Source organism: Shewanella sp. MF08487, assembly GCF_050848685.1.
Taxonomy (GTDB): Bacteria; Pseudomonadota; Gammaproteobacteria; order Enterobacterales; family Shewanellaceae; genus Shewanella; species Shewanella glacialipiscicola.
Genome location: NZ_JBOZPB010000011.1, coordinates 13,812 through 36,747, shown reverse-complemented (window position 1 = coordinate 36,747; position 22,936 = coordinate 13,812). Strand labels below are relative to the sequence as shown.

The following is a 22,936-nucleotide window of genomic DNA, read 5'->3' as shown; positions in this document are numbered from 1 at the left end:
AACGGGTTAATACAGTCAACCACAAGCGCCACCCTAGGGTGGCGCTTGTATTTTAATGCTTTTTACTTTTATTGCTTACTCACGTACAAAATAATGACTTAGCTAAAATACCAAACTAGGCCGACAGCGCACTGAATGGCTTGATTTGAGAGTGAGCTTGAATGTGGGTTTGAGTGTGAGCGTTGGTTTGCACTTGAGTTTGAAAATGAACATTCATCTGCGTCAACCCCATCGGATCTAAGCTTAAAAACTGCTTTCCGGCACTCATGCCCGCATGGTAATCATGGCGTAAATCGGCATCGGTGCTACCCAATAACTTACTCTGCAAATTTTCAGCGGCAAAAATCTGGACTATCTCCACATCCTCTGGCGGATTCGCCATAAAATCCAATTCATCCTGATAGGCTTGTTCGTGCTGCACTAAGTAATCTATGGTTTTCGGGCAAAAGCCAGAAACACAAATCCAAGATTTTAATTTGTGCACCCAAGCCGATTGCGCCTGAAAATCCTCGCTCACAGTGCGGATCACCACAATTTTGCGGGCACCACGACGATAGGCCTCACGCACAGGTAAAGGCGCTGCTAAGCCGCCGTCGAGATAAAAATCACTGTCGATAGCTTCGCTCAATGCTGCGCTGTAATGCGACCTGCTATGATTAGCCGCGCCGTTATTAGAAGCCTTGTCGCTATTACAGGCGTTGTCACTCAGCCAAGGCGTGAGTTTCACCCCTTGTTTATACAAAAATGGTAATGCGCTAGAAGCTTTTAGCAATTCGCGCCACTGGCTTTTACTGCTTGGACTTAAAAAATAACCCTTGCGATCACTGGCATTGGTGGTGGTGATCAGTAACTGCCGATGACCGAGTGAGGCTGTCGCCGCGTTAAGATCTAATTTAAACATCCCTTGTCGCGTCTGCTCAAAATACCAATCTAAGTCGACAACATTGCCGCCGACTAACCCGCGACCGAGTCGATAGAAACGTTTATGGCGCGATAAACCGCGGATTAAGCGTTTGGCATAACCCTTTTGGCGGGCCAAAAAACTGCTGAGATTCTGTGAGCCTGCTGAGGTACCGATAAACAAATCAAAGGGATCGAATCCGCCATCAAGCCAAGCATCGAGCACGCCTGCGGTGAATATACCCCGCTGACCGCCACCTTCTGCAATCAGGGCCACCTGTGGGCTAGCGTTAGATTGAGCGTCTTTGGAGGTTAAGTGGCTGACGGCGTGCATAGGAAAACCTTATCGAATAATTCATATAAGGCGAGTCTAAACAAGCTGAATAAGAAAATATAACGGATAGAAACTATCATCTTAATAGGTAAACACTATTAAGATGATAAGCCACACAAGGTTAATCCATGCTAAAGGCACGAATACTGACAGAGAGCTACGGCGATTATTCGCGCAAGATTAACCCATTCACTCCAGCTTGTTCATCGTCCTTAACGAACAAGCTCTTTTCACATCAATGCATTAAAACTTATGACTCAGTTCAAGCGTGATGTTGCGCGGCTCACCGGGGAAATGGCCATTACGCTCGCTAAAACCACTGACGGCATATTCTTTATCGAAGATATTTTTAAGATTTAAGCGAACTTGAGTTTGATCCCACTGGGTCGTCCAGCTCATATCAAAAATGGTATGGGGCTTCACCATTTGGCCATCGAGGCTAAACTGTTCACCCACGTAATCCATGCCAAAAGCAATCGCCGAATCGAGTACATTTATATCGTAACGGGTCCATATCCCTGCTTGATGGCGCGGCGCATTGGCAAAGTGCTTACTATCAAACGTATTAGTTAAACTGTCGTTCGTGACCCCTTTAACCACTTCGGTCTCGTTATAGGCATAGTTTGCCGTGACGGTCAGGTTATCGGTTAAATCCCCCACCAGCGTCCATTCAAGGCCTTGACTGTGTACTTCACCCAAATTAAGTAAAGCGGGAATACCATCGTCATCGCCAGTATCTAAAGGGTTAGCTTGGGCGACATTTTGTTTTTCAATGCGATACACAGCAAGCGTGGTCATAAACTGGCCATCAAGCCATTCATTTTTCATCCCAAGTTCAATTTGATTGCCCGTTTCTGGATCGAGGAAACCATCACCAATATCTTCTGCTTGATTGGTTAAAGATGCTGGATTGAAGCTCTCTGAGTAATTCAAATAAAAGGACATTGAATCGATTGGACGATAATTAAGCCCTGCTCTTGGCGTTATCGCGTTATCGCTGAAGGAGAAACCCGTCGCCTTATCATAATCATCAAACTGGCTGAAACGCAGACCGGCAATCAATGACCACTGTTCATTAAAGTGCAGATATTCCTGTACATAAATGCCGTAACGGTTAGCGCGGGTACCATCGGTATTTTTATCCTTCAAGTTGTAACTATTAGGGTTGGTTTCACCATAGTTAAGGTCAAAAATATTCAGGTTACCAACACCATCCTTATCAGTCGCCAATTTGTACTGATATTCGGTTTCGACATAGTGATAGTCGCCGCCGAACAGGAATTCATGTTCAAAACCTAAAGCATCGAATGCATAGACAAAATCATGGGTTAAACTGATTTCATCATTAGCCCGTGCTTGAACTCGGTATTCACGCTTAATGGTGCCATCACCCATAATGGGCTTTTTATTGGCATCTAAGGTCACCCAACCTCTCGATTCATGATATTGCTGCGTGGAATCATTATTCAGATAACGGATCTGAGTCTTGACCGAGAAATTATCGGTAAATTGATGATCGAGAATCGATTGCAGCACCAGTGCATCCATCTTCTGGAAGTCACTCTTCTCATTGGCATTATAGGATGGCGCAACAAGGAAGTTACCGTCATTATCGACAGGAACGCCGCGCAGTCGATTGCCACCTAAATCCTGCTTAATAATATCGAAAGTGGTAGTGAGCTTGGTATCATCACTGATTTCGTAGAGTAACCCACCCGCCACTTCGGCATTTTGACTATCGGCATTATTTCGAAAGCTATCTTCCTGCTGATAATAGGCGCCAAAGCGATAGGCAAGATTTTGGGTTAAGCCACCGGTGAAATCCAGCGAGCCCCCCATCATATCCTCGCTGCCCGTGCTTAAGGTCAGCTCTTTGCTCTCGACAAAGGTTGGTTTTTTAGTGACATAGTTGATCATGCCGCCGGGTTCACCGCCGCCATAAAGTGCCGATGCAGGGCCTTTTAACACTTCAACCCGCTGCACATTAAAGAGTTGCGGCACAGAAAACCCCGAATAGGGATCGCCCCTTACCCCATCATAAAAAACGTTGGCATCGTCGCGGAAACCGCGAAAGGTCACGCCGGAATAACTGAACTCACTCACGCCCGCAATAGAGCGGTATAAATCGGTAATATTGCGCGCGGCTTGGTCGACGATTAACTGCTCGGTCAGCACTTGCACCGACTGCGGCAATTCCATCACATTAATCGCCGTCTTAGTGCCAACCGTCGTTTCTTTATCGACGTACATTTGCATCGCGCGGCCATGGACAGCAATACGCTCAGGTGCTGCGAGTGTTATCTCCCCATCGGCTGCGGATTGAGTCGATGCAGGACTGGGGGCTGGTGAGCTCGTAGACAAGGTCTGCTGTGGAGCCTCTTTATCGAGTACGGTTTCAGCGGCAAATGCCGACTGATGTTGAGCGAGTGCAAGTGCGATTAATGAGTAGGCGAAACGAGTCTTCACAGAATGTCCCCAGCGCGAGCGCATAAAAATGGCATAAACCAAAGGGTTTACAAATGTATTCAAACGAATTGGCCGTCATTATAAAGAATGATTTACAAATGACAATGATTATCATTTGAATTTACATAACTGTGAAAGGCGTTTAATAAATCATCGACATCAGCCCACATAATCCTTGTTATGTTTGGTTATGACTCAAACGAAAGAGAGCATCACTAACACAGACCTTAGATAGAAGTTTTAATATGGAATAAGAAAGAGACTCACAGCATCAAGCTGAGTATTTGCGTGCAACCTAAGCAAAACAACAAGTTAAAGATTTAAACCATACATAAATAAAAACCAGCGACAGTGCGCTGGTTTTTGGCTGTTGTTGAGCTTTTTTTAAGCAAAGGCTTAACTCAGCCTATAGGGTAAATGCTTAAAAGATAGCTTCATCCAATTGAGTTAGCATCTCACTCGCCTGCTCAATTTGCTTACGCAGACTGCGACCTTGCACCGCCCAGTAAGCCATGTAGAAATCGGCAGTTTTCAATTTAGCTTGGTAAAATGCGGTTTCTTCGGTGCCCTGCTCCAGTGCCGCTAATGCCACGGCGGCACTTCTGGCCCACATCCACGCCAGTGCAGTCACCCCAAACAACTCTAGATAAGCCATTGAGGCTGCACCAATAATGTCTGGATTGGTCGCCGCATGCGAGGCTAAATAACCGCTGGCCTTTTGTAAATCACCTGCACAATCCATCAAACCGTTCACATAAGGCTGCATTGCGGCGTTGTTGCTCTGTGATTTAATAAACTCAGTCACTAAAGCCGACCATTGCTGCATTGCGGCGCCGCGATCAGCCAATAATTTACGCCCCACTAAATCCAATGCCTGAATACCGTTAGTGCCTTCATAAATCAGCGCAATACGGCTATCACGCACAAATTGCTCCATACCCCACTCATGAATATAACCATGTCCGCCAAACACTTGCTGTGCATCGACACAGGCATTAAAACCACGGTTGGTGATAAAACCTTTCACTACGGGCGTAAACAGGGCCGCTAACTGGGATGCCGCTTTCGCTTTGGCGGGATCGGTATGGCGCTCAGCTTCATCGAGCCACAAAGCTTGTTGTCCAACTAAGGCTCTTGCGCCTTCATTAAAGGCTTTTTGCGAGAGCAACATACGGCGCACATCGCCATGAACCAAAATCGGATCGGCGGCTTTTTCAGGAGCTTTCGCGCCGCTTAAGGCGCGGCTCTGTAATCTGTCTTTGGCATAGGCCAGCGCATTTTGATAGGCAATCTCAGAGACGCCCAACCCTTGCACGCCCACGCCTAAGCGCGCTTGGTTCATCATAGTAAACATGGCGCGCAGTCCTTGATGTTCATCGCCCACTAGCTCGCCCAGTGCGCCATCAAACACCATCACACAAGTTGAGTTACCGTGAATGCCCATCTTATGTTCAAGGCCGCTGGCATATAAAGTATTCGGCGCCCCTAAACTACCATCGTTATTCACTAATACTTTAGGCACGGCGAACAAAGATATGCCCTTCACACCTTCAGGTGCATCCGGCAAACGGGCTAATACGAGGTGCACTATGTTGTCGGTGAGTTGGTGATCGCCTGAGGAGATAAAAATCTTCTCGCCAGTAATGGCAAAAACGCCTTCGGATACTGGCACGGCTTTCGTGCGTAATAAGGCTAAATCAGTACCCGCGTGGGACTCGGTTAAGTTCATGGTCCCAGTCCATTCACCACTGACCAATTTGCTCAAATATTTTTGCTTTAATGCATCACTACCATGGGCGTGAATAGCGGCATACGCACCGTGGGTTAACCCAGGATACATGGCAAAGGCCATATTGGTTGCCGTTTGCATTTCAGCTGCAAAAATACCAACAACTTCAGGTAAACCTTGGCCGCCAAACTCAGGATCACAGGTCAGTGTCGCCCAGCCATTAGCAACAAACTGTTGGTAAGCATCATGAAATCCATCTGGCGTAATCACTTTTCCGTCGACCAGTTTACATCCCTGCACATCACCCACACTGTTAAGGGGTAACATGACCTCAGTTGAAAAATCAGCCATGCCTTGTAAAACCGCATTCACTAATTCAGGGTCAATTTCATCAAAGCCCTTAAGTGTATCTTGCTGATAGATGTGTAACATTTCATCGAGGATAAATTGATAGTCGCGCAGCGGCGCTTGATAAACTGGCATAATCGGTTCCCTTTTTTAGTTAAACGCAATTTTACTAAGTGCTCCGACCACTTTAACGACATTTATCAAAAAGGGAAGATCTCGACAGCATGTGTTTTGGCTTTTGTTTACACATACAAACAGCAAAACTGTAAATTGATCGCAACAAAGCCTTATACTGAGTCGCAAAAGTTTGTAAGCTAAGCATCTGTATTTTTTGCTACATCATCCGAGTTGAGGATATTTTTACTATGGGTTCTGTCACTACCAAAAAGCACGCCAATGGGCTCGATTATGTCGAAGTGAACTCGGCGTTATGTCAGGCAAGAATTTTTTTACAGGGCGCACAAATCGACTATTTTCAACCTGTAGGCAAACCACCTTTACTGTGGGTTTCTTCGGCTGACGATTATCAACCCGGTAATGGGATCCGTGGCGGTGTACCGGTATGTTGGCCTTGGTTTGGCATGAGTAGCGAGCCTAATTTTCCTCAGCATGGTTTCGCTCGCACCCGTATTTGGTCACTTGAGTCGGTTGAAATGCGTGACCAACTAGTGCATTTACGTTTCAGCTTAAAAATTAGTGAGCAAGATAAAATCTATTGGCCACACAATACTCAAGTGAGCGTGTTATTTACACTAGGCGAGACGCTAAGTATTAGTCTTGTTAATACTAACTTAGGCGATAAAACGGTTACCCTAACTCAAGCACTACACAGCTATTTTCCAATTGAAGATATCCACCAACTCAAAGCCAGCGGTTTTAATGGCTCAAAATATATCGAATTTGCCGAAGGGCCTTACCCTCAAACCACCGATGAAGTGCACTTTGATCGTGAAACCGACCGAGTTTATACCAATCTAGGCCCAGTGCAGCGACTGCATACGCCGCAAGGGATTATCAAAGTCAGCCGTGAGAACAGCCGCTCTGCCGTGTTGTGGAACCCATGGATAGATAAATCTCAACGGCTAGGTCGTTTTAATCCAGAGGATTATCTCACTATGGTCTGCTTAGAAGCCGCCAATGTATTAGAAGATAAACTAGTACTCGCCCCAGGTGAAAGTCATAGTTTAGTCACCCACATTTGCTGGCAAGATTAAGTATTTCAATCCGCTATTTGACCAAAACAATTTAAAAAAATGCCCAGACTCACAAATCTGGGCATTTTTATCATCGCTCACATTTAAAGTAAGACTTAAGGTAAAACTTACTTAGCCTATTTTTCTAAGCGCGCCAGCAAGCTAGACGTATCCCAACGGTTACCGCCCATGCCCTGAACTTCTGAATAGAATTGATCCACCAAAGCGGTCAATGGCAAGTGTGAACCATTGCGGCGGGCTTCTTCTAAGGCGATACCTAAGTCTTTACGCATCCAATCGACGGCAAAACCAAAATCATAACTTTGGCCCCACATTGTCTTGTAACGATTTTCCATTTGCCAGCTTTGCGCCGCGCCCTTGCTAATCACTTCAATCACTTTTTCACCATCGAGTCCCGCTTTACGGGCAAACTGTAATGCTTCCGCCAAACCTTGCACCACACCCGCGATACAAATTTGATTCACCATCTTAGTTAACTGACCAGCACCAACCTCACCTAAACGCTCGGCGCAGCGGGCAAAGGCTTCAATTACAGGTTTAACACGGGCAAATACGGCTTCATCGCCGCCAACCATCACAGTCAAGGCGCCATTTTCGGCGCCCGCTTGACCGCCTGATACTGGTGCATCCAGAAAGTGAACGCCCTTTTGGGCTAACACTTGGTAAAGCTCACGGGCAACATCGGCCGAAGCCGTTGTATGGTCAACCAGCACTGCGCCCTTTTCCATCCCATGAATAACGCCATCACTGCCTAATACCACTTCACGCAGATCGTTATCATTGCCCACGCAAGTAAACACAATATCTTGACCCTCTGCCGCTTCCTTTGGCGTTGGACAGCAGCGCCCGCCATAGGTGTCGACCCAAGTTTGCGCCTTGGCAAAAGTACGATTATAAACTGTGACCTCATGGCCTTTGTTGAGTAAATGCCTCGCCATGGGATATCCCATTACGCCTAAACCAATAAATGCGACTTTTGCCATGAAATGATCCTCAAATAGGTAAACAAGATGAATTAATTAGAAATTGCGGAATCTGGTTCTGTATTCTCTGCCCAATATATTACCGCTAAATCCTGAGTAACAAACACGAGAAATGCTAGCAAGTGTTTCAATCGATAGCTTTCTTTGCGGTAATAAACGGGAGCGAAATAAGAATGCAGTTTAACATCCAGCCAGTATAACGCGGCAGGGATAAATCAAACTGAGTGGCAAACGCACTTTTCCGCACAAACAACAAAGGCGCCAGAAGCGCCTTTGTTGTTATCATTTATCGCATTATTTCACCACGTGGGCTTCCATTTCGGCGCCAATTTTTTTACGCATTTCCATCAGACGCAATGCTGAATCCCGCAAATGAATATCATAATCCGTTTGTGGTATCCATTCTGGTACTGGCGTGGGTTGACCCTGTTCATCTACAGCCACCATGATCACAATACAATGGGTAGTAAGATGACGCTCAGACACTTTAGGATCCCCTGCCCGCACATCAATACCTATGTGCATGGAGGTCTTACCAGTATAAATAACTTTAGCACTGACTTCGACGATGTTGCCGACCAAAATCGGCTGTACAAAACGAATTCCCCCGGCATAAGCGGTAATACAATATTTACCGCTCCAACCCGCAGCGCAGGCATAGGCCGCGAGGTCGATCCACTTCATCACCGCACCGCCGTGGACTTTACCGCCAAAATTGACATCCGCAGGTTCGGATAAAAATCTCAAGGTACTTTGTCTATCGATACCAGCCATATAACCTCAACTTATTCAGCCACCACTATGGCTCAATGTTCTCGCGTAATAAGTTGAGTTTACGATAGAAAGCTTGAGTTAGGTAAAGATAATTACAATTGGCCTTATCAAAGAATTCGATTTAACCAAAGTGACTAATAAGCACGCAGCACAGCAGTAAACCGGGCAGAGCTAAACGATAAAGCCATAGCTGCAGCGCACTGCTAACAAAACGCGTGCCCTTTCCAAACGTATAAAGACCTAAACCCAATGTGAAGAAACCGAGTACTTGCAAGCCTGACGACATATTACTATCACCGCCAACGCTAATTGCCGTTACAAGTAATGCAAACCAGACCACCACATAAGCAGCTATCGCTAAGGTAAAAGTCTTAATCCCTATTTCCATATTAGGATGCCAAATTTTAAACTCACCGCGGATCAGTTCGGTCAAATTTGCCGTTAGCGCACCAATGATAGGGATAAGCGGAATAACCACAGGATTTAACATGACATAGTCCATTGAGATTGAATATGCCTGCCATTATCTGTAGCAAAAAAAATTAAACAAGCTTGATGAACAAAGGTTAATAATAAATATATCAAATAGTTAGAATGTGACTCTGTTCACAAGAAAAGTTATATATTAAGGCCCGTAATACTTACAAGGTTTTAATTTATCCCATAAAAAATGCGCCATTAGGCGCATTTCTTCACTATCAAATTTTTTAGGATTTTTTAAACAGCAATGAACCGTTAGTTCCACCAAAGCCAAACGAATTACACAGTGCATAATCCATCTTCACGTCACGGGCAGTATGGGCGACAAAATCTAAGTCACAACCATCATCTGGATTATCCAAGTTGATGGTTGGCGGCACAATTTGATCGCGTAGCGCGAGTAAGGTAAAAATCGCCTCAACCGCACCCGCAGCACCTAATAGGTGACCCGTCATCGATTTAGTTGAGCTCACTAATACTTTATTAGCTTGGGAGGCAAACACCGACTTAACCGCTGCAACCTCGGCTTTATCTCCTGCAGGGGTCGATGTACCGTGGGCATTGATATAACCGATTTGTTCAAGCGATATCTTAGCGTCATTAATGGCATTGACCATAGCAGCAGCCGCACCTGCACCATCGCTAGGTGGCGATGTCATGTGGAACGCATCACCGCTCATACCAAACCCGACTAATTCGCCGTAAATGGTCGCTCCGCGCGCTTTTGCATGTTCGTATTCTTCTAATACCATCACGCCAGCACCATCGCCTATCACAAAACCATCACGGTCTTTATCCCATGGGCGACTTGCTGCCATTGGATCGTCGTTACGAGTCGATAAGGCTTTAGCCGCGCTAAAACCTGCCACCCCCAAAGGAGAGGTGACATCTTCAGCGCCGCCAGCGACCATAACATCTGCATCACCATAGGCAATCGTGCGCGCCGCAAAGCCAATATTGTGCACGCCCGTAGTACAAGCGGTGGTGACAGCAAAGTTAGGTCCTTGCATACCAAACATGATCGACAAGTTACCCGAAATCATATTGATAATGGTACTAGGTACAAAGAAAGGAGACACTTTACGTGGGCCGCCATTAATGAGCGCGCTGTGGCCTTGTTCAATCAGCCACATTCCGCCCATACCTGAGCCAATTGCGGTACCGACTCGACCGGGATTTTCTTTGCTCATATCCAAACCTGAATCTTGGATAGCTTGGATGCCAGCCGCCATACCGTATTGAATAAAGAGGTCCATCTTACGGGCCTCTTTTTTCGTGACGTATTGCTCAATATCAAAATCTTTTACTGAACCACTGAAACGGGTAGAAAATTCACTGGCATCAAATTTGGTTATTGGTGCAATACCACTCTTACCAGAAAGCAACGCTTTCCAAGTAGTATCCACAGTATTACCCACTGGAGTTACTAACCCCAAACCGGTTACCACTACACGACGTTTAGACACGGCAGTCACCTTTAAATGCTAATTTGTTAATTCAGATAGAGGACACAGAGTTTTCTATCATTAGACAATTCTTTCAGAACGATTGATGTCAGAAAGAAGTCGCCAATCTGCGGCGAGCATCTCGTGGATAACAGGATAAAACACGATCCAGAGACGATTGAATAGTACAGGGGCAGAATTTGACGGGGCTAAAACAAAAACAGGCGGCAAAAATGCCGCCTGTCTTCAAGAATTCAGAATTACTGATTCTTAGAAACGTAATCGATCGCTGCTTGAACAGTAGTGATCTTTTCAGCTTCTTCATCAGGGATCTCGGTGTCAAACTCTTCTTCCAGAGCCATAACCAACTCAACAGTGTCCAGAGAATCTGCACCCAGATCGTCAACGAAAGATGCTGCTGGTTTAACGTCTTCTTCTTTAACGCCCAGTTGCTCTACAATGATTTTCTTTACACGTTCTTCGATGTTGCTCATTAGTTTTCTTTCCTATTCAAATTACGCACTTGCGTAAGATTGCGAGTAGTTTATTAGATTTGGCTGACAATGCAAGCATAGTTTTCGTGGTCTAACCACGAAATTTCACCATCAATTGATACAGATCACTACTCAGTTGCGACAGTATCCCTGCCATTCGCCCTTAAACCATGTACATGCCGCCATTCACATGCAATGTTTCGCCTGTGATGTAAGCGGCGGAGTCCGAGGCCAAAAAGAGCACAGCGTTAGCAATTTCTTGCGCTTGCCCTAATCGTTCCATCGGAACCTGTGACATGATAGCTTTTTGCTGTTCTTCGGTCAGCTCATCCGTCATATCAGTCTGAATAAATCCAGGAGCGATAGCATTAACTGTAATTTGACGAGATGCAACCTCTCTTGCAAGAGATTTTGTAAATCCAATCAAACCCGCCTTTGCTGCCGAGTAATTAACTTGACCTGCATTGCCCATGGTACCTACCACTGAACCGATATTGATGATTCGGCCAAAGCGCTTTTTCATCATGGTACGCATCACAGGTTTTGATAGTCTAAATAATGATGTCAGATTGGTATCAATAGTATCTTGCCATTCATCATCTTTCATCCGCATTAGCAGATTATCACGGGTTATACCCGCATTGTTGACAAGAATATCAACATCACCTACTTTTTCTTTAATCGATGCGAATAATTTTGTAACAGATTCAGTATCGGTGACATTAAGCACTAAACCAAAACCTTTGTCACCCAGATATTCTTGAATAGCTGCAGCACCCTTCTCACTGGTTGCAGTGCCAATGACGACTGCACCCGCTTCGACGAGCGTCTCAGCGATGGCACGCCCAATACCGCGGCTCGCACCTGTCACTAAAGCCACTTTACCGGTTAAACTCAGATTAAAACTCATACAAATTCCTTACTCAGTTAATGCCGCTAATGAAGCAACGTCATTAACCGCTTGGGCTGATAATGATTTATTAATTCGTTTTGCTAAGCCTGTCAAGACTTTACCTGGGCCGCATTCCACCAGTTGAGTAATACCTTGTTGAGCCATGAACTCAACGGTTTCGCTCCAGCGCACAGGACAATATAACTGACGCACTAATGCATCTTTTATATCAGCAGCAGCGGTGGGTGACGTCACATCGACGTTGTTAATTACAGTAATCGTTGGGGTATTAAACTGGATATCGTTTAATGCTAATGCCAGTTTATCTGCAGCAGGTTTCATTAGTGCACAGTGTGATGGCACGCTAACAGGTAAAGCTACTACCATTTTAGCACCCGCAGCTTTACACGCCGCAGCAGCGCGTTCAACCGCTTCTTTTTCACCGGCAATAACAACTTGGCCAGGGCTGTTGAAGTTAACCGGACTCACTACAGCACCTTGAGCCGCTTCGGCGCAAGTCTTGGCAATAGTGTCATTATCTAAACCGATAATTGCATACATAGCGCCAGTGCCAGCAGGAACCGCTTGCTGCATCAGCTGACCGCGAAGCTCTACTAACTTAATTGCGTCTTTAAAATCTATCACACCCGCACACACTAAAGCAGAGTATTCGCCTAAGCTATGACCCGCTAACATGGCTGGCATAGGTTTACCTGAAGCCACATAGGCGCGCCAAATAGCAACACTTGCCGCTAATAAAGCGGGTTGGGTTTTATCGGTTTCATTTAAGCTTTCAACCGGACCTTGCTGAACTAAAGCCCAAAGGTCGTAACCTAGTACGTCACTCGCCTCAGCAAAGGTTTGTCCAACAACTGCGTGTGATTGTGCAAGCTCAGCTAACATGCCAAGGGCTTGTGAGCCTTGACCAGGAAATACAAAAGCAACACTTTCCATATTTAAATTATCCATGCCTAACTTATTTATTAATATTTTATAATGCGATAACTGTATATAACATGCAGTTTAGAGTGTAAAACGCTAGAAACGTACTAATGCACTGCCCCACGCAAATCCGGCACCAAATGCTTCAAGTAACAGTAAGTGTCCACGTTGAATACGGCCGTCACGCACTGCTTCATCTAGGGCAATCGGCACTGATGCTGCAGAAGTATTACCGTGTTTTGCTAAGGTTAATACCACTTTATCCAGACTCATATCGAGCTTTTTAGCTGTCGCATTAATAATACGAAAGTTAGCTTGGTGCGGTACTAACCAATCAATCTCTGACTTATCGATATTATTAAGGCGTAGTGTTTCAGTCACCACGTTAGATAACTGAGTCACAGCAACTTTAAAGACGTCATTACCTTTCATTGTCATAAACCCTGCGGCCGCAGAGGTTTCCCCTTGGCGAGGCGGAAAAGCACACTTTAACAAATCTGCATGACGACCGTCGGCATAGATGTGTGTTGAAATAATACCTGGAGTATCCGCGGTGCCAATCACAACTGCGCCAGCACCATCACCAAATAAAATAATAGTTGTACGATCCTCTGGCTCACAAAGACGAGATAAAACATCAGCACCAATGACTAATACTTTCTTAGCAGCGCCTGTTTTAACAAATTGATCGGCAACAGATAAAGCATAAACAAAGCCTGAGCAAGCCGCCGCAATATCAAACGCAGGAATAGAATGCACTCCAAGCATGGCTTGGATTTCACAGGCTGCAGCAGGAAAAGCATTTGGAGCACTCGTGGTGCCACAAACGATCATGTCTAAATCTGATGCTTCTATGCCAGCCATTTCGAGCGCTTTTAGCGCAGCTTGATAACCCATAGTTGAAACGGTTTCATCGAAGGCCGCAATACGACGTTCTGATATGCCGGTACGTTCCACAATCCATTGGTCAGTGGTTTCTACCATCTTTTCCAAATCTTGATTGCTGCGCACCTGCACGGGTAGATAACTACCAGTTCCGAGAATTTTTGTATGCATAAGGAGGGATCAGTTATTTATATCTAAAAGAATCGACTCCAAACGATCTTTTATCATTTCAGGGAGTCGACGTTGAGCTTCCGTCACTGCTAAATTAATTGCTTGTAAATAGGCAGTTTCGTCGGCATTTCCATGGCTTTTTACCACTATTCCTCGCAATCCTATCAGACTTGCGCCGTTATAGTGGTCGGGGTTCATCTGGCTTAACACCGCCTGAATACGTGGGGCGATAAGTTTAGCTAGAAAACGAACAAAAAAACCTTGGGTTAATCCCAGTTTTAACTGATGTACCAATAACTTGGCAATCCCTTCTGAAGTCTTTAGCGTGATGTTACCCACAAAACCATCACAAACAATCACATCTACATTACCTGAGTAAATCTCATTGCCTTCAATAAAACCGGTGTAATTGATTTGCTCTGTCTGTTGCAGTAACTGCGCGGCTTGCTGAACTTGATCGTTACCTTTGATTTCTTCAATGCCAACATTGAGCAAGGCAACTTTTGGCCGAGATTTTTTATCTACCGCTTCACACAGGACTGAACCCATCACGGCAAATTGAAATAAGGTTTCTGAATCACAGGAAATATTAGCGCCCAAATCCAGTAAATAAACCGGTTTTTGAGTCACTGCAGGCAAGCAGCTCACTAATGCGGGCCGATCAACGCCAGGCAAGGTTTTGAGCAATACTTTTGCTATCGCCATTAGTGCACCGGTGTTACCAGCACTCACACACGCTTGCGCGCGTTCATCACGCACTAATTCAATAGCCAATCGCATTGAGCTGTTTTTACGTGTACGTAAGGCATGCACTGGTCTATCAGACATACTCACGACTTCATCGGTATGAATGATTTCTATACGTGAAAGTAAACTCGCTTCAGCTTGGTGTAGATAGACATCAATTTCAGTCTTGTCACCGACTAAAATGATTTTTAGAAAAGAATGTAATTGTAGTGCCCGCAAGGCTGCAGGCACTGTGACGTGGGGGCCATGATCTCCCCCCATTACATCTAACGCGAGCGCCAGATTCGTCATTAGGAAACCAACAAATTACTTGTTGATTACCTTTTTACCGCGATAAAAACCATCTGCAGTCACATTGTGACGCATATGAGTTTCACCGCTGGTAGCGTCTACAGACAGCTGAGCAGTGCTCAGTGCGTCATGTGAACGGCGCATTCCGCGCTTTGAACGTGATTTTTTGTTCTGTTGTACAGCCATTGGCCTGTCTCCTAGATTACTTGCTCTTCAGTTTTTCTAACACTGCAAACGGATTTGGACGCTCCTCATGAGCGGGTTCTATCTCGCCTACAACTATGTCTTTAGATCCGGCACTACAATCAATTTCTTGATGCATTGGGATTATCGGCATAGCGACTATCAATTCATCTTCGATTAATTGATGTAGACGCACTTCGCCAACTTCATTGCACTCAATTGGGTCATACGCATCCGGGAGCTCATCGATTTCTGCCTTAGTCCGGCATGGACCGAAACAAAACTCGACCGTAACCTCAGTGGTAAATAGCGTCATGCAACGTTGACATACTAGAGTGAGCTCCGTCACAGCCTTCCCTTTCAGGTAGACTATCCCCTGTAAATCTACGCCACATTCAAGCGACACTGCCACATCGGAACAGTCGCCGGCACATAACTCAGTTAATCTTTTCAATTGCACGCCAGGAACTGTGCCGTGATAAACTTGGCGGCTCGTGGCGGCGCGAAATGGATCAATTGAAACCGGTATCTTTACTGTTTGCATAAGGCGCGCATATTATAGTTTGAAAACGCTAGAGTCAAAGAAAAATTACTAACTTAAGTCCCAGTTTGCGACTTAAGCCTTTTTCCAGCCCCAACATTGAAATTGACGTGGGCGAAATAGTACCCAAGCATGAGGCTGCATACAAGCATAAGCCGCCTAAAATAGCCGCATTCGCTGAAAAGAAAGCGTAAAAAACGAAACTGTTGCGCACTCTCGCTCAAATTGGTCACAATATAGGTCACTTTTTTGCGGAGATTCATTTATGCCAACCCCATTAATCTTAGCTTCGACCTCTGTATACCGACAATCTTTACTGCAAAAACTCGGTATTCCCTTCGAATGCTGCAATCCTGATATTGACGAAACGGCGCATATAGATGAATCGGCCCATGCCTTAGTGCTTCGATTAGCCAGAGCAAAAGCCGTCGCAGGTGCAGAACAATTCCCCGATGGGCTGATTATTGGCTCCGATCAAGTTGCCGTCATTGATGGCAAGATTATCGGTAAGCCCCATGATTTTGACAATGCCGTCGCGCAGCTCATCCAAGCCTCAGGCAAAGCCATCACCTTTTATACTGGGCTTGCACTTTATAATGCCGCAACGGGTGTGATGAGCGCCGAAGTTGAACCTTTTACGGTGCATTTTAGGCACCTCACACATGCACAAATTGTGGCCTATATAGAAAAGGAAGAGCCCTATTACTGTGCCGGCAGTTTTAAGAGTGAAGGTTTAGGTATCGCTTTATTTACGCAGTTTGAAGGTCGCGATCCCAATACCTTGGTTGGCTTACCACTAATACTACTGACTGAGATGCTGCTTATCCAAGGTGTAGACGTTTTGGCATAGTTAACTTTTTTATTGAAGAAAAAGCGTAAAAAGGACGGATTGTAGATACGCTTTATCGGTCAAAGGATAAGGATATATAACGCAATAAGGAAGGTTACATCGAAATGGCGTTTATCGACACGCCAGCATAAACAGCATACTTAGAGGTATTGCAGTAATTGCTCTGGCGAGTCAATCAAGGCAATAGGGTTTGCTCGCAATAGCGTTTCTGCGCTGTGGGCACCGTAGGTCACGCCAATGCTATCAATCCCAGCATTTGCCGCCATGGTAAGATCCAATAGAGAATCCCCCACCATCAATGCACGTTCAGGTGAGATATTCAATTCGTGAAGCAAGCTTGAAATCATATCAGGGTGGGGTTTACTGCGCACTTCATCAGCACAGCGTGACGCGACAAAGTACCTTCCAAGCCCAGTTTGTTCAAAAACGCGCTCAAGACCTACGCGGGCTTTACCTGTTGCGACAGCCAATTGGTAGCCTTGGGTATGCAAGTTATTAATTAAAACGGGCGCTTGTGCAAAGAGCGGCGTAGGCGTGGTGTCTAAATGTAAATATTGTGCTTTAAACTCGGCGCGCATCTGTTGATATTCATCATCAGGGCTTTGGCTAGACTCATTCTTAGAGAACGAACGTTGAGCACATACTGAAGAAGCGCTGACCTTGAGCCCTTGCGGAAACAGAACTCGCAGCGCTTCTGTCATAGATAAGCCGATAATATCACGAATATCATTTTCAGTTGGGATAGGCAGATGCAATGCTTTAGCCATGTTTTCAATGCAGATGATAATTTTACCAATGGAATCCATCAGCGTGCCATCCCAATCAAAAATCACTAAATCATATTGCTTTATTTTCATTCTTGAAGCCTATCCCTTCTGCTTACACGCGCTTTAACTTGTCCAATAATTGCGACAAATTATTATCTAAAGGTGCAGAAACCCGCATCACTTCATCATTTTCAGGATGAATAAACATGAGTTCAGCCGCATGTAAAAAGAGGCGAGTCAACCCCAATGAACGCATGCTATCGTCAAACCCTTGCTCACTGTATTTGTCATCACAGGCAATAGGATGACCAGCAAACTGGCAATGCACACGAATTTGATGAGTACGACCCGTAACAGGGCTGGCCTTAACTAAAGTACAACCTTGGTAACGCTGTATAATTTTAAAGCGCGTTTCTGACGGCTTACCTTCGGCGTTAACGCGCACTATACGCTCACCAGATTTAAGGGTAATTTTCAATAAGGGCTGTTGAACCGCTTTATCTTGAGCTGACCATTCACCTTTTACTAAGGCTAAATAATCTTTTTGCATCTTTTTATGTCTAAGCTGATCATGCAGATGTTTGAGCGCACTTCGCTTTTTAGCAACCAATAAAACACCAGAGGTATCTTTATCGAGGCGATGTACCAACTCTAAAAACTTCTGCTGAGGACGCAATGAACGCAGCGCTTCAATGACGCCGTAATCAACACCGCTACCGCCATGTACCGCTATTCCAGCAGGTTTATTTAACACGATCAGATGATTATCTTCATGCAAAATACGATCTTCAAGCTGCGACACTTTGGTTAAGTTAGCCGATGGCGCAGTACGATTGTCTGGCTCCGCCACTCTGACAGGCGGAATACGTACTATGTCGCCAATCTGCAACTTGTATTCGGGTTTAATGCGTTTCTTATTAACTCTAACTTCACCCTTACGGACGATGCGATAGATCATGCTTTTTGGCACGCCCTTCAGCTTAGTCATTAAGTAGTTATCGATACGCTGTTCGAAGTGATCTTCATCAATGGTGATCAATTGAACTTGTTGTGGGGTGGATTCTGTATTCATGATGCGCCATCTAATTATTACGGCGGTCATTGTACAACAACTGAGAAGAATTGTGCCTTTCCATTGCTGAATTTTTTGATTGTTGCTATATTTCACCTGCGATTAGGGATAACCCGTGGATAAAGTGTTCACAAGCTCCCTTTCCCAAGCGAAAACTTTCATGGATAGAAAAATATTTTCTTGATAGCAACTCATTGATTTGCAAGTCGTAGATGAAGTAAAAATACCATAAATGCGTTTTTACGATTAAATCGAGAAAGTCACCTTAAATTAATAAGGTTTTCCTGAGATTTTTCTCCCAGATTTCGAAACATATTTTAACTTGTCGTCAGACAAACCGATTCGACTTGGGCATTACCGGAACGAAACTAAAGAATTTATGGGGTTGGTTGATGTTTTACAACGAATTCCTTGTTTTTGTAATCATTAAAAAATAAGCCATAAATAGGATGCGACACGCAGCGACTGCGTCTAACAGTAATGCGCACCTTGCCTAGCCACAAGCCGTGAGGCTTTGTAGACCACAGCTAGGCCCGTAATGCAGCGAAACGCGATGTTTGATGACCTCTATTTAAAGAAGAATGACGTCATCATGAAACGTATGTTAATCAATGCAACTCAATCAGAAGAGTTGCGTGTTGCCCTTGTTGATGGGCAACAACTGTATGATCTAGATATTGAAAGTCCAGGTCATGAGCAAAAAAAATCAAATATTTACAAAGGTAAAATTACCCGCGTAGAACCGTCTCTAGAAGCCGCGTTTGTTGACTATGGCGCCGATCGTCATGGCTTTTTGCCGCTAAAAGAAATTGCCAGAGAGTATTTCCCTAAAGGATATTCGTTCCAAGGTCGGCCAAATATCAAAGAAGTCGTCAGTGAAGGACAAGAAGTCATTGTTCAAATTGATAAAGAAGAGCGTGGCAATAAAGGCGCGGCATTAACTACCTTTATCAGCTTAGCGGGCTCTTATTTAGTGCTGATGCCAAATAACCCACGTGCTGGCGGGATTTCTCGTCGTATCGAAGGTGATGAACGCACTGAGTTAAAAGAAGCACTGGCTGATTTAGAAGTGCCTGCCGGCATGGGCCTTATTGTGCGGACTGCTGGTGTAGGTAAAGAATCTGCTGAATTAAAGTGGGACTTAAAAGTTCTACAACATCACTGGGCTGCCATCACCGAAGCGGCACAAGTTAAGGGCGCCCCCTTCTTAATTCACCAAGAAAGTAACGTCATTGTGCGCGCTATTCGTGACTATTTACGCCGCGATGTGGGCGAAATCCTCATCGATCACCCACGTATTTTCGAAGAAGCTAAGCAACATATTGCTTTAGTTCGTCCTGATTTCGTTGAGCGCGTAAAACTTTACGAAGCTGAAGTGCCATTATTCACTCACTTCCAAATCGAATCACAAATTGAATCAGCCTTCCAACGTGAAGTGCGCCTGCCTTCTGGCGGCTCAATTGTCATCGACCCAACTGAAGCCTTAACCTCAATTGATATCAACTCTGCCAGAGCCACTAAAGGTGGAGATATTGAAGAGACTGCACTAAATACTAACCTTGAAGCTGCCGATGAAATTGCCCGTCAATTACGTTTACGCGATCTAGGCGGTTTAGTGGTTATCGACTTCATCGACATGACGCCAGTGCGTCATCAACGCGAAGTTGAAAACCGCTTACGCGATGCCGTACACCATGACCGCGCTCGTGTGCAGTTAGGCCGTATTTCACGCTTTGGTTTAATGGAAATGTCACGCCAGCGTCTACGCCCATCTCTAGAAGAGTCTGCTGCGCATATCTGCCCTCGCTGTCATGGCCAAGGTACAATTCGTAGTACTGAATCGCTAGCGCTGTCTATTCTGCGCTTGATGGAAGAAGAAGCCATCAAAGAAAATACATCGCAGATTGAAGCGATTGTGCCTGTTGATGTGGCTGCATTCTTGTTAAACGAGAAACGTAAAGCTATCCGCATTACAGAACAACGTCACAATGTCGAAGTGTATATTATCCCAGATGCACACATGATGACTCCGGATTACCGAGTTATCCGCCATCGTAATGACGATGAAATCAGCGAATCAAGCTACAAACGTATTGAGCAGCCAGAAGCTAAGTTGTATGAACCGCGCAAATTGGAACGTACAAACGCAGCTGCGCCAGCTTTAAAAGGTTACGCAGCACCACAAAAAGTGGAACAAGCGCCATCACCAACGGTAAAAGAGCAACCATCACAGCCTGGCTTCTTCAGTAAGTTAGTGAGCGCGATCAGTGCGATGTTGGCACCAAGCGAAAAAGCTGAGCCAGTAAAAGCCGCTGAAATTAAAACTGCTGACACAAGCGCAGCTAACGCAAACCGTCGCAATCGTCGTAATGACACTCGACGCCCACGTAGCACCCAGGATGCAGACAAGGCAAAAGAAGGCACTCGCGAGCCACGTAGTCGTAATCCAAGAAAACCAGCGGATGCGATAGCAACGACACAAGAACGCCCTACTCAAGATAAAGATGAAGCGATAAAACGTCCGATAAAAACGGAATCTAAACCACGAGTTCAAGCACCAAAAGACGTTATTGCGGATGTTGATACTGACACCGATGCTCCTAAGCAAGAAGTTGCCCGCGAGCGTCGTCAGCGTCGTAATATGCGTCGCAAAGTGCGTATAGATAATGGCCATAACACGCCAGACAACGCGATACCTATTTCTCCTGAAGACGTTGCTGAAGTGTTGGCCGAGATTGCAGCCGTAAATGCAGCAGCTGTCACTATCGAAGTAAAAACTGCAGTAGTTACTGAAACAACAGAAACGAGAACACCAAGAACACGCCGCCAACCTCGTAGAGATGTGGCATTGGCTCAAGACTCGATAGATAGTGAAGTTTTAGATAGCGAAGTGTTAAAAAATGACGTTGCTGAAACCTCAACGATAGAAGCATCAACTATTGCTGTTATCGAAACTGAAATCGCAACAGAAAGCACAGTGCCAACAGATGCCTTATCGCAAGATAACGACATTGAAAGTACAGATGATGACAGTCAGTCAAAACAAGAGCCAAGGGAAGGTCAACGTCGTAGCCGTCGTAGCCCACGCCATCTTCGCGCTGCGGGTCAACGTCGTCGTCGTGATGAAGATGACCAAGGTACATCTACGCCAGCACAATTTATTCCTAACGACGAGTTAGGTGCTGACCAAGAGTATCCTCGTGAAATAGCACCAGTTACAATAGAACCTGCTCAGCTAGAAGCCGCTATTGCAGAGCATGTAAAAACGACTGAAGTTGAATCCACTCAAATAATTGCAGCGCCTAAGTCTGAAACACCCGTTGAAATTAAAACAGAAACGCCTGTTGAAATGACCAAAGCAAGCGATATCGAGACAACCGAAACTAAGCCGATTGTTGAGACTCTAGCTGCAGAAACCAATGTGCAGCCAAAAACTGCTGAAGTGAACGTTAATCTTGCATCAACAATTGAAACACCAGCAATGGTAAACGTGCCAGAAAAGCAAGCTGAAACTGTGGTTCAAACAGCATCTACTACAGAGTCAAATGTTGTAGTGAAAGAAGCGGTTAAAGCAACGTCTTCTGCGCCGATGGCAAAACCTGCGACCTTTGCAAAACCTCAATTAACACCACAAGTTGCATCTAGTGTAACAACAAAGCCTGTCATTGATGTTGTTGCCAAACCAAAGGCCGCTAGCCGTTTTGGCTCTATGGTGTCATCTGATATGACTAAACCGGTGGTTGAGGTAAGAGAGCAAGTTGCTGTACCTAAAGGGCGTGAGTATGAAAATACTGCGACGGAAGAAGCTTCTAGCGCTAAAATCAAATTGGGAAATAGTGCAGAATCGGATATGGCTCGCCCATAATCACTTTGGCTCAAAAGATATGTAATCGCATTAATGCCGCTCACTCAAGGTGAGCGGCATTTTTTATGGTGAACTTTAAATAACCTGAACTAGTGAGCAGAAATAGAACTCATACCTTTTTTGTGTCATACCAATTATGTTATCTAATAGATAAAGAACTAATTCTTTCATTTTTATTATGACGTCCTGCGATATTTCAGCATTAGCTCAATTGGAAAAGTGTATGTAATACCAATCGTATTGGCTATGTTCACGTTAACTGTGTCTGCATAGCCAATATGCTATTTTCATTTGGATTATCATGGGCTTCAAAGAATCTAAACCAGCCTAAGTAGTTCGGAAGATATTTAGTTGCTACGCCCCGGAAGGTATTTATCCATAAATGCAGTCGGCTATGGTAAGCATTGACATTTTGAATATGAAAAACACCCTCTTTGACTCGCTTGCCATGACTTGCATTGAGTATCTTATGCTCTACTTTCATATCCTGAGTCATTTTTAGGTAGGAAAGAAAGCCATCGCTACACACCACTGGATCCGCAGCTATTTTATTTTCTAGCAAC

General features: G+C 44.9%; 20 protein-coding genes. 3 read left to right on the top strand and 17 right to left on the bottom strand.

Translation table 11 applies throughout. The annotated features are described in order from the left end of the window. Window positions 1-115: 115 nt before the first annotated feature. The 3 genes from ACRN9H_RS09670 to ACRN9H_RS09660 form a co-directional block, all read right to left on the bottom strand. On the bottom strand, window positions 116-1,234 hold the full coding sequence (locus tag ACRN9H_RS09670) for a patatin-like phospholipase family protein (RefSeq protein ID WP_432313482.1): 1,119 nt from the start codon (window positions 1,232-1,234) through the stop codon (window positions 116-118). Between the two features lie 243 nt (window positions 1,235-1,477). Beyond that, window positions 1,478-3,724: a TonB-dependent siderophore receptor gene (locus tag ACRN9H_RS09665; protein ID WP_432313538.1), complete on the bottom strand. Its 2,247-nt coding sequence runs from the start codon at window positions 3,722-3,724 to the stop codon at window positions 1,478-1,480. A gap of 397 nt (window positions 3,725-4,121) precedes the next feature. Further along, complete coding sequence (locus tag ACRN9H_RS09660; RefSeq protein ID WP_432313481.1) at window positions 4,122-5,912, bottom strand: acyl-CoA dehydrogenase C-terminal domain-containing protein; 1,791 nt, start codon at window positions 5,910-5,912, stop codon at window positions 4,122-4,124. A gap of 230 nt (window positions 5,913-6,142) precedes the next feature. Here ACRN9H_RS09660 and ACRN9H_RS09655 point away from each other — a divergent pair, with 230 nt between their 5' ends. After that, window positions 6,143-6,991 (top strand): D-hexose-6-phosphate mutarotase, encoded by an 849-nt coding sequence (locus tag ACRN9H_RS09655; RefSeq protein WP_432313480.1) that lies wholly within the window; start codon window positions 6,143-6,145, stop codon window positions 6,989-6,991. 116 nt (window positions 6,992-7,107) lie between these two features. Here ACRN9H_RS09655 and ACRN9H_RS09650 read toward each other — a convergent pair whose 3' ends face one another. The 11 genes from ACRN9H_RS09650 to yceD form a co-directional block, all read right to left on the bottom strand. Next, a complete protein-coding gene (locus tag ACRN9H_RS09650) occupies window positions 7,108-7,974 on the bottom strand; it encodes an NAD(P)-dependent oxidoreductase (RefSeq protein ID WP_432313479.1) in 867 nt (288 codons plus the stop codon). A 294-nt stretch (window positions 7,975-8,268) separates the two neighbouring features. Then, complete coding sequence (locus ACRN9H_RS09645) at window positions 8,269-8,748, bottom strand: acyl-CoA thioesterase (RefSeq protein WP_220773935.1); 480 nt, start codon at window positions 8,746-8,748, stop codon at window positions 8,269-8,271. 121 nt (window positions 8,749-8,869) lie between these two features. Continuing rightward, the gene (locus tag ACRN9H_RS09640; RefSeq protein ID WP_263189737.1) at window positions 8,870-9,238 is read right to left on the bottom strand and encodes a hypothetical protein; all 369 of its coding nucleotides are present in this window, start codon (window positions 9,236-9,238) and stop codon (window positions 8,870-8,872) included. 217 nt (window positions 9,239-9,455) lie between these two features. Further along, window positions 9,456-10,694 (bottom strand): beta-ketoacyl-ACP synthase II, encoded by a 1,239-nt coding sequence (gene fabF / locus ACRN9H_RS09635; RefSeq protein ID WP_432313478.1) that lies wholly within the window; start codon window positions 10,692-10,694, stop codon window positions 9,456-9,458. 239 nt (window positions 10,695-10,933) lie between these two features. Then, window positions 10,934-11,167 (bottom strand): acyl carrier protein, encoded by a 234-nt coding sequence (acpP, locus tag ACRN9H_RS09630; protein ID WP_006081231.1) that lies wholly within the window; start codon window positions 11,165-11,167, stop codon window positions 10,934-10,936. Between the two features lie 163 nt (window positions 11,168-11,330). After that, the gene (gene fabG, locus ACRN9H_RS09625) at window positions 11,331-12,077 is read right to left on the bottom strand and encodes a 3-oxoacyl-ACP reductase FabG (RefSeq protein WP_432304923.1); all 747 of its coding nucleotides are present in this window, start codon (window positions 12,075-12,077) and stop codon (window positions 11,331-11,333) included. Window positions 12,078-12,086: 9 nt separating this feature from the next. Next, window positions 12,087-13,013 carry an ACP S-malonyltransferase gene (fabD, locus tag ACRN9H_RS09620; RefSeq protein WP_432313537.1) on the bottom strand — a complete coding sequence of 309 codons (927 nt, stop codon included), beginning with the start codon at window positions 13,011-13,013 and terminating at the stop codon, window positions 12,087-12,089. Between the two features lie 84 nt (window positions 13,014-13,097). Next, window positions 13,098-14,057 (bottom strand): beta-ketoacyl-ACP synthase III, encoded by a 960-nt coding sequence (locus ACRN9H_RS09615; protein ID WP_432313477.1) that lies wholly within the window; start codon window positions 14,055-14,057, stop codon window positions 13,098-13,100. 9 nt (window positions 14,058-14,066) lie between these two features. Continuing rightward, window positions 14,067-15,095 (bottom strand): phosphate acyltransferase PlsX, encoded by a 1,029-nt coding sequence (plsX, locus tag ACRN9H_RS09610; RefSeq protein ID WP_432313476.1) that lies wholly within the window; start codon window positions 15,093-15,095, stop codon window positions 14,067-14,069. Window positions 15,096-15,110: 15 nt separating this feature from the next. After that, window positions 15,111-15,281 carry a 50S ribosomal protein L32 gene (gene rpmF, locus ACRN9H_RS09605; RefSeq protein ID WP_076498383.1) on the bottom strand — a complete coding sequence of 57 codons (171 nt, stop codon included), beginning with the start codon at window positions 15,279-15,281 and terminating at the stop codon, window positions 15,111-15,113. 16 nt (window positions 15,282-15,297) lie between these two features. Continuing rightward, complete coding sequence (gene yceD, locus ACRN9H_RS09600; RefSeq protein WP_076498380.1) at window positions 15,298-15,822, bottom strand: 23S rRNA accumulation protein YceD; 525 nt, start codon at window positions 15,820-15,822, stop codon at window positions 15,298-15,300. 262 nt (window positions 15,823-16,084) lie between these two features. On the opposite strand from yceD, the gene ACRN9H_RS09595 reads away from it, so the two are divergent. Next, entirely contained in the window at window positions 16,085-16,669 is a 585-nt protein-coding gene (locus tag ACRN9H_RS09595) for a Maf family protein (RefSeq protein WP_432313475.1), read from the top strand. A 140-nt stretch (window positions 16,670-16,809) separates the two neighbouring features. On the opposite strand, the gene ACRN9H_RS09590 is transcribed toward ACRN9H_RS09595, so the two are convergent. Both ACRN9H_RS09590 and rluC read right to left on the bottom strand, forming a co-directional pair. After that, the gene (locus ACRN9H_RS09590; RefSeq protein WP_432313474.1) at window positions 16,810-17,526 is read right to left on the bottom strand and encodes an HAD family hydrolase; all 717 of its coding nucleotides are present in this window, start codon (window positions 17,524-17,526) and stop codon (window positions 16,810-16,812) included. A 22-nt stretch (window positions 17,527-17,548) separates the two neighbouring features. Further along, entirely contained in the window at window positions 17,549-18,508 is a 960-nt protein-coding gene (rluC, locus tag ACRN9H_RS09585; RefSeq protein WP_432313473.1) for a 23S rRNA pseudouridine(955/2504/2580) synthase RluC, read from the bottom strand. A gap of 538 nt (window positions 18,509-19,046) precedes the next feature. On the opposite strand from rluC, the gene rne reads away from it, so the two are divergent. Then, window positions 19,047-22,373: a ribonuclease E gene (gene rne, locus ACRN9H_RS09580; RefSeq protein WP_432313472.1), complete on the top strand. Its 3,327-nt coding sequence runs from the start codon at window positions 19,047-19,049 to the stop codon at window positions 22,371-22,373. Window positions 22,374-22,623: 250 nt separating this feature from the next. On the opposite strand, the gene ACRN9H_RS09575 is transcribed toward rne, so the two are convergent. Then, a complete protein-coding gene (locus ACRN9H_RS09575; RefSeq protein WP_432313471.1) occupies window positions 22,624-22,935 on the bottom strand; it encodes an IS1595 family transposase in 312 nt (103 codons plus the stop codon). Between the last annotated feature and the right edge of the window lies 1 nt (window position 22,936).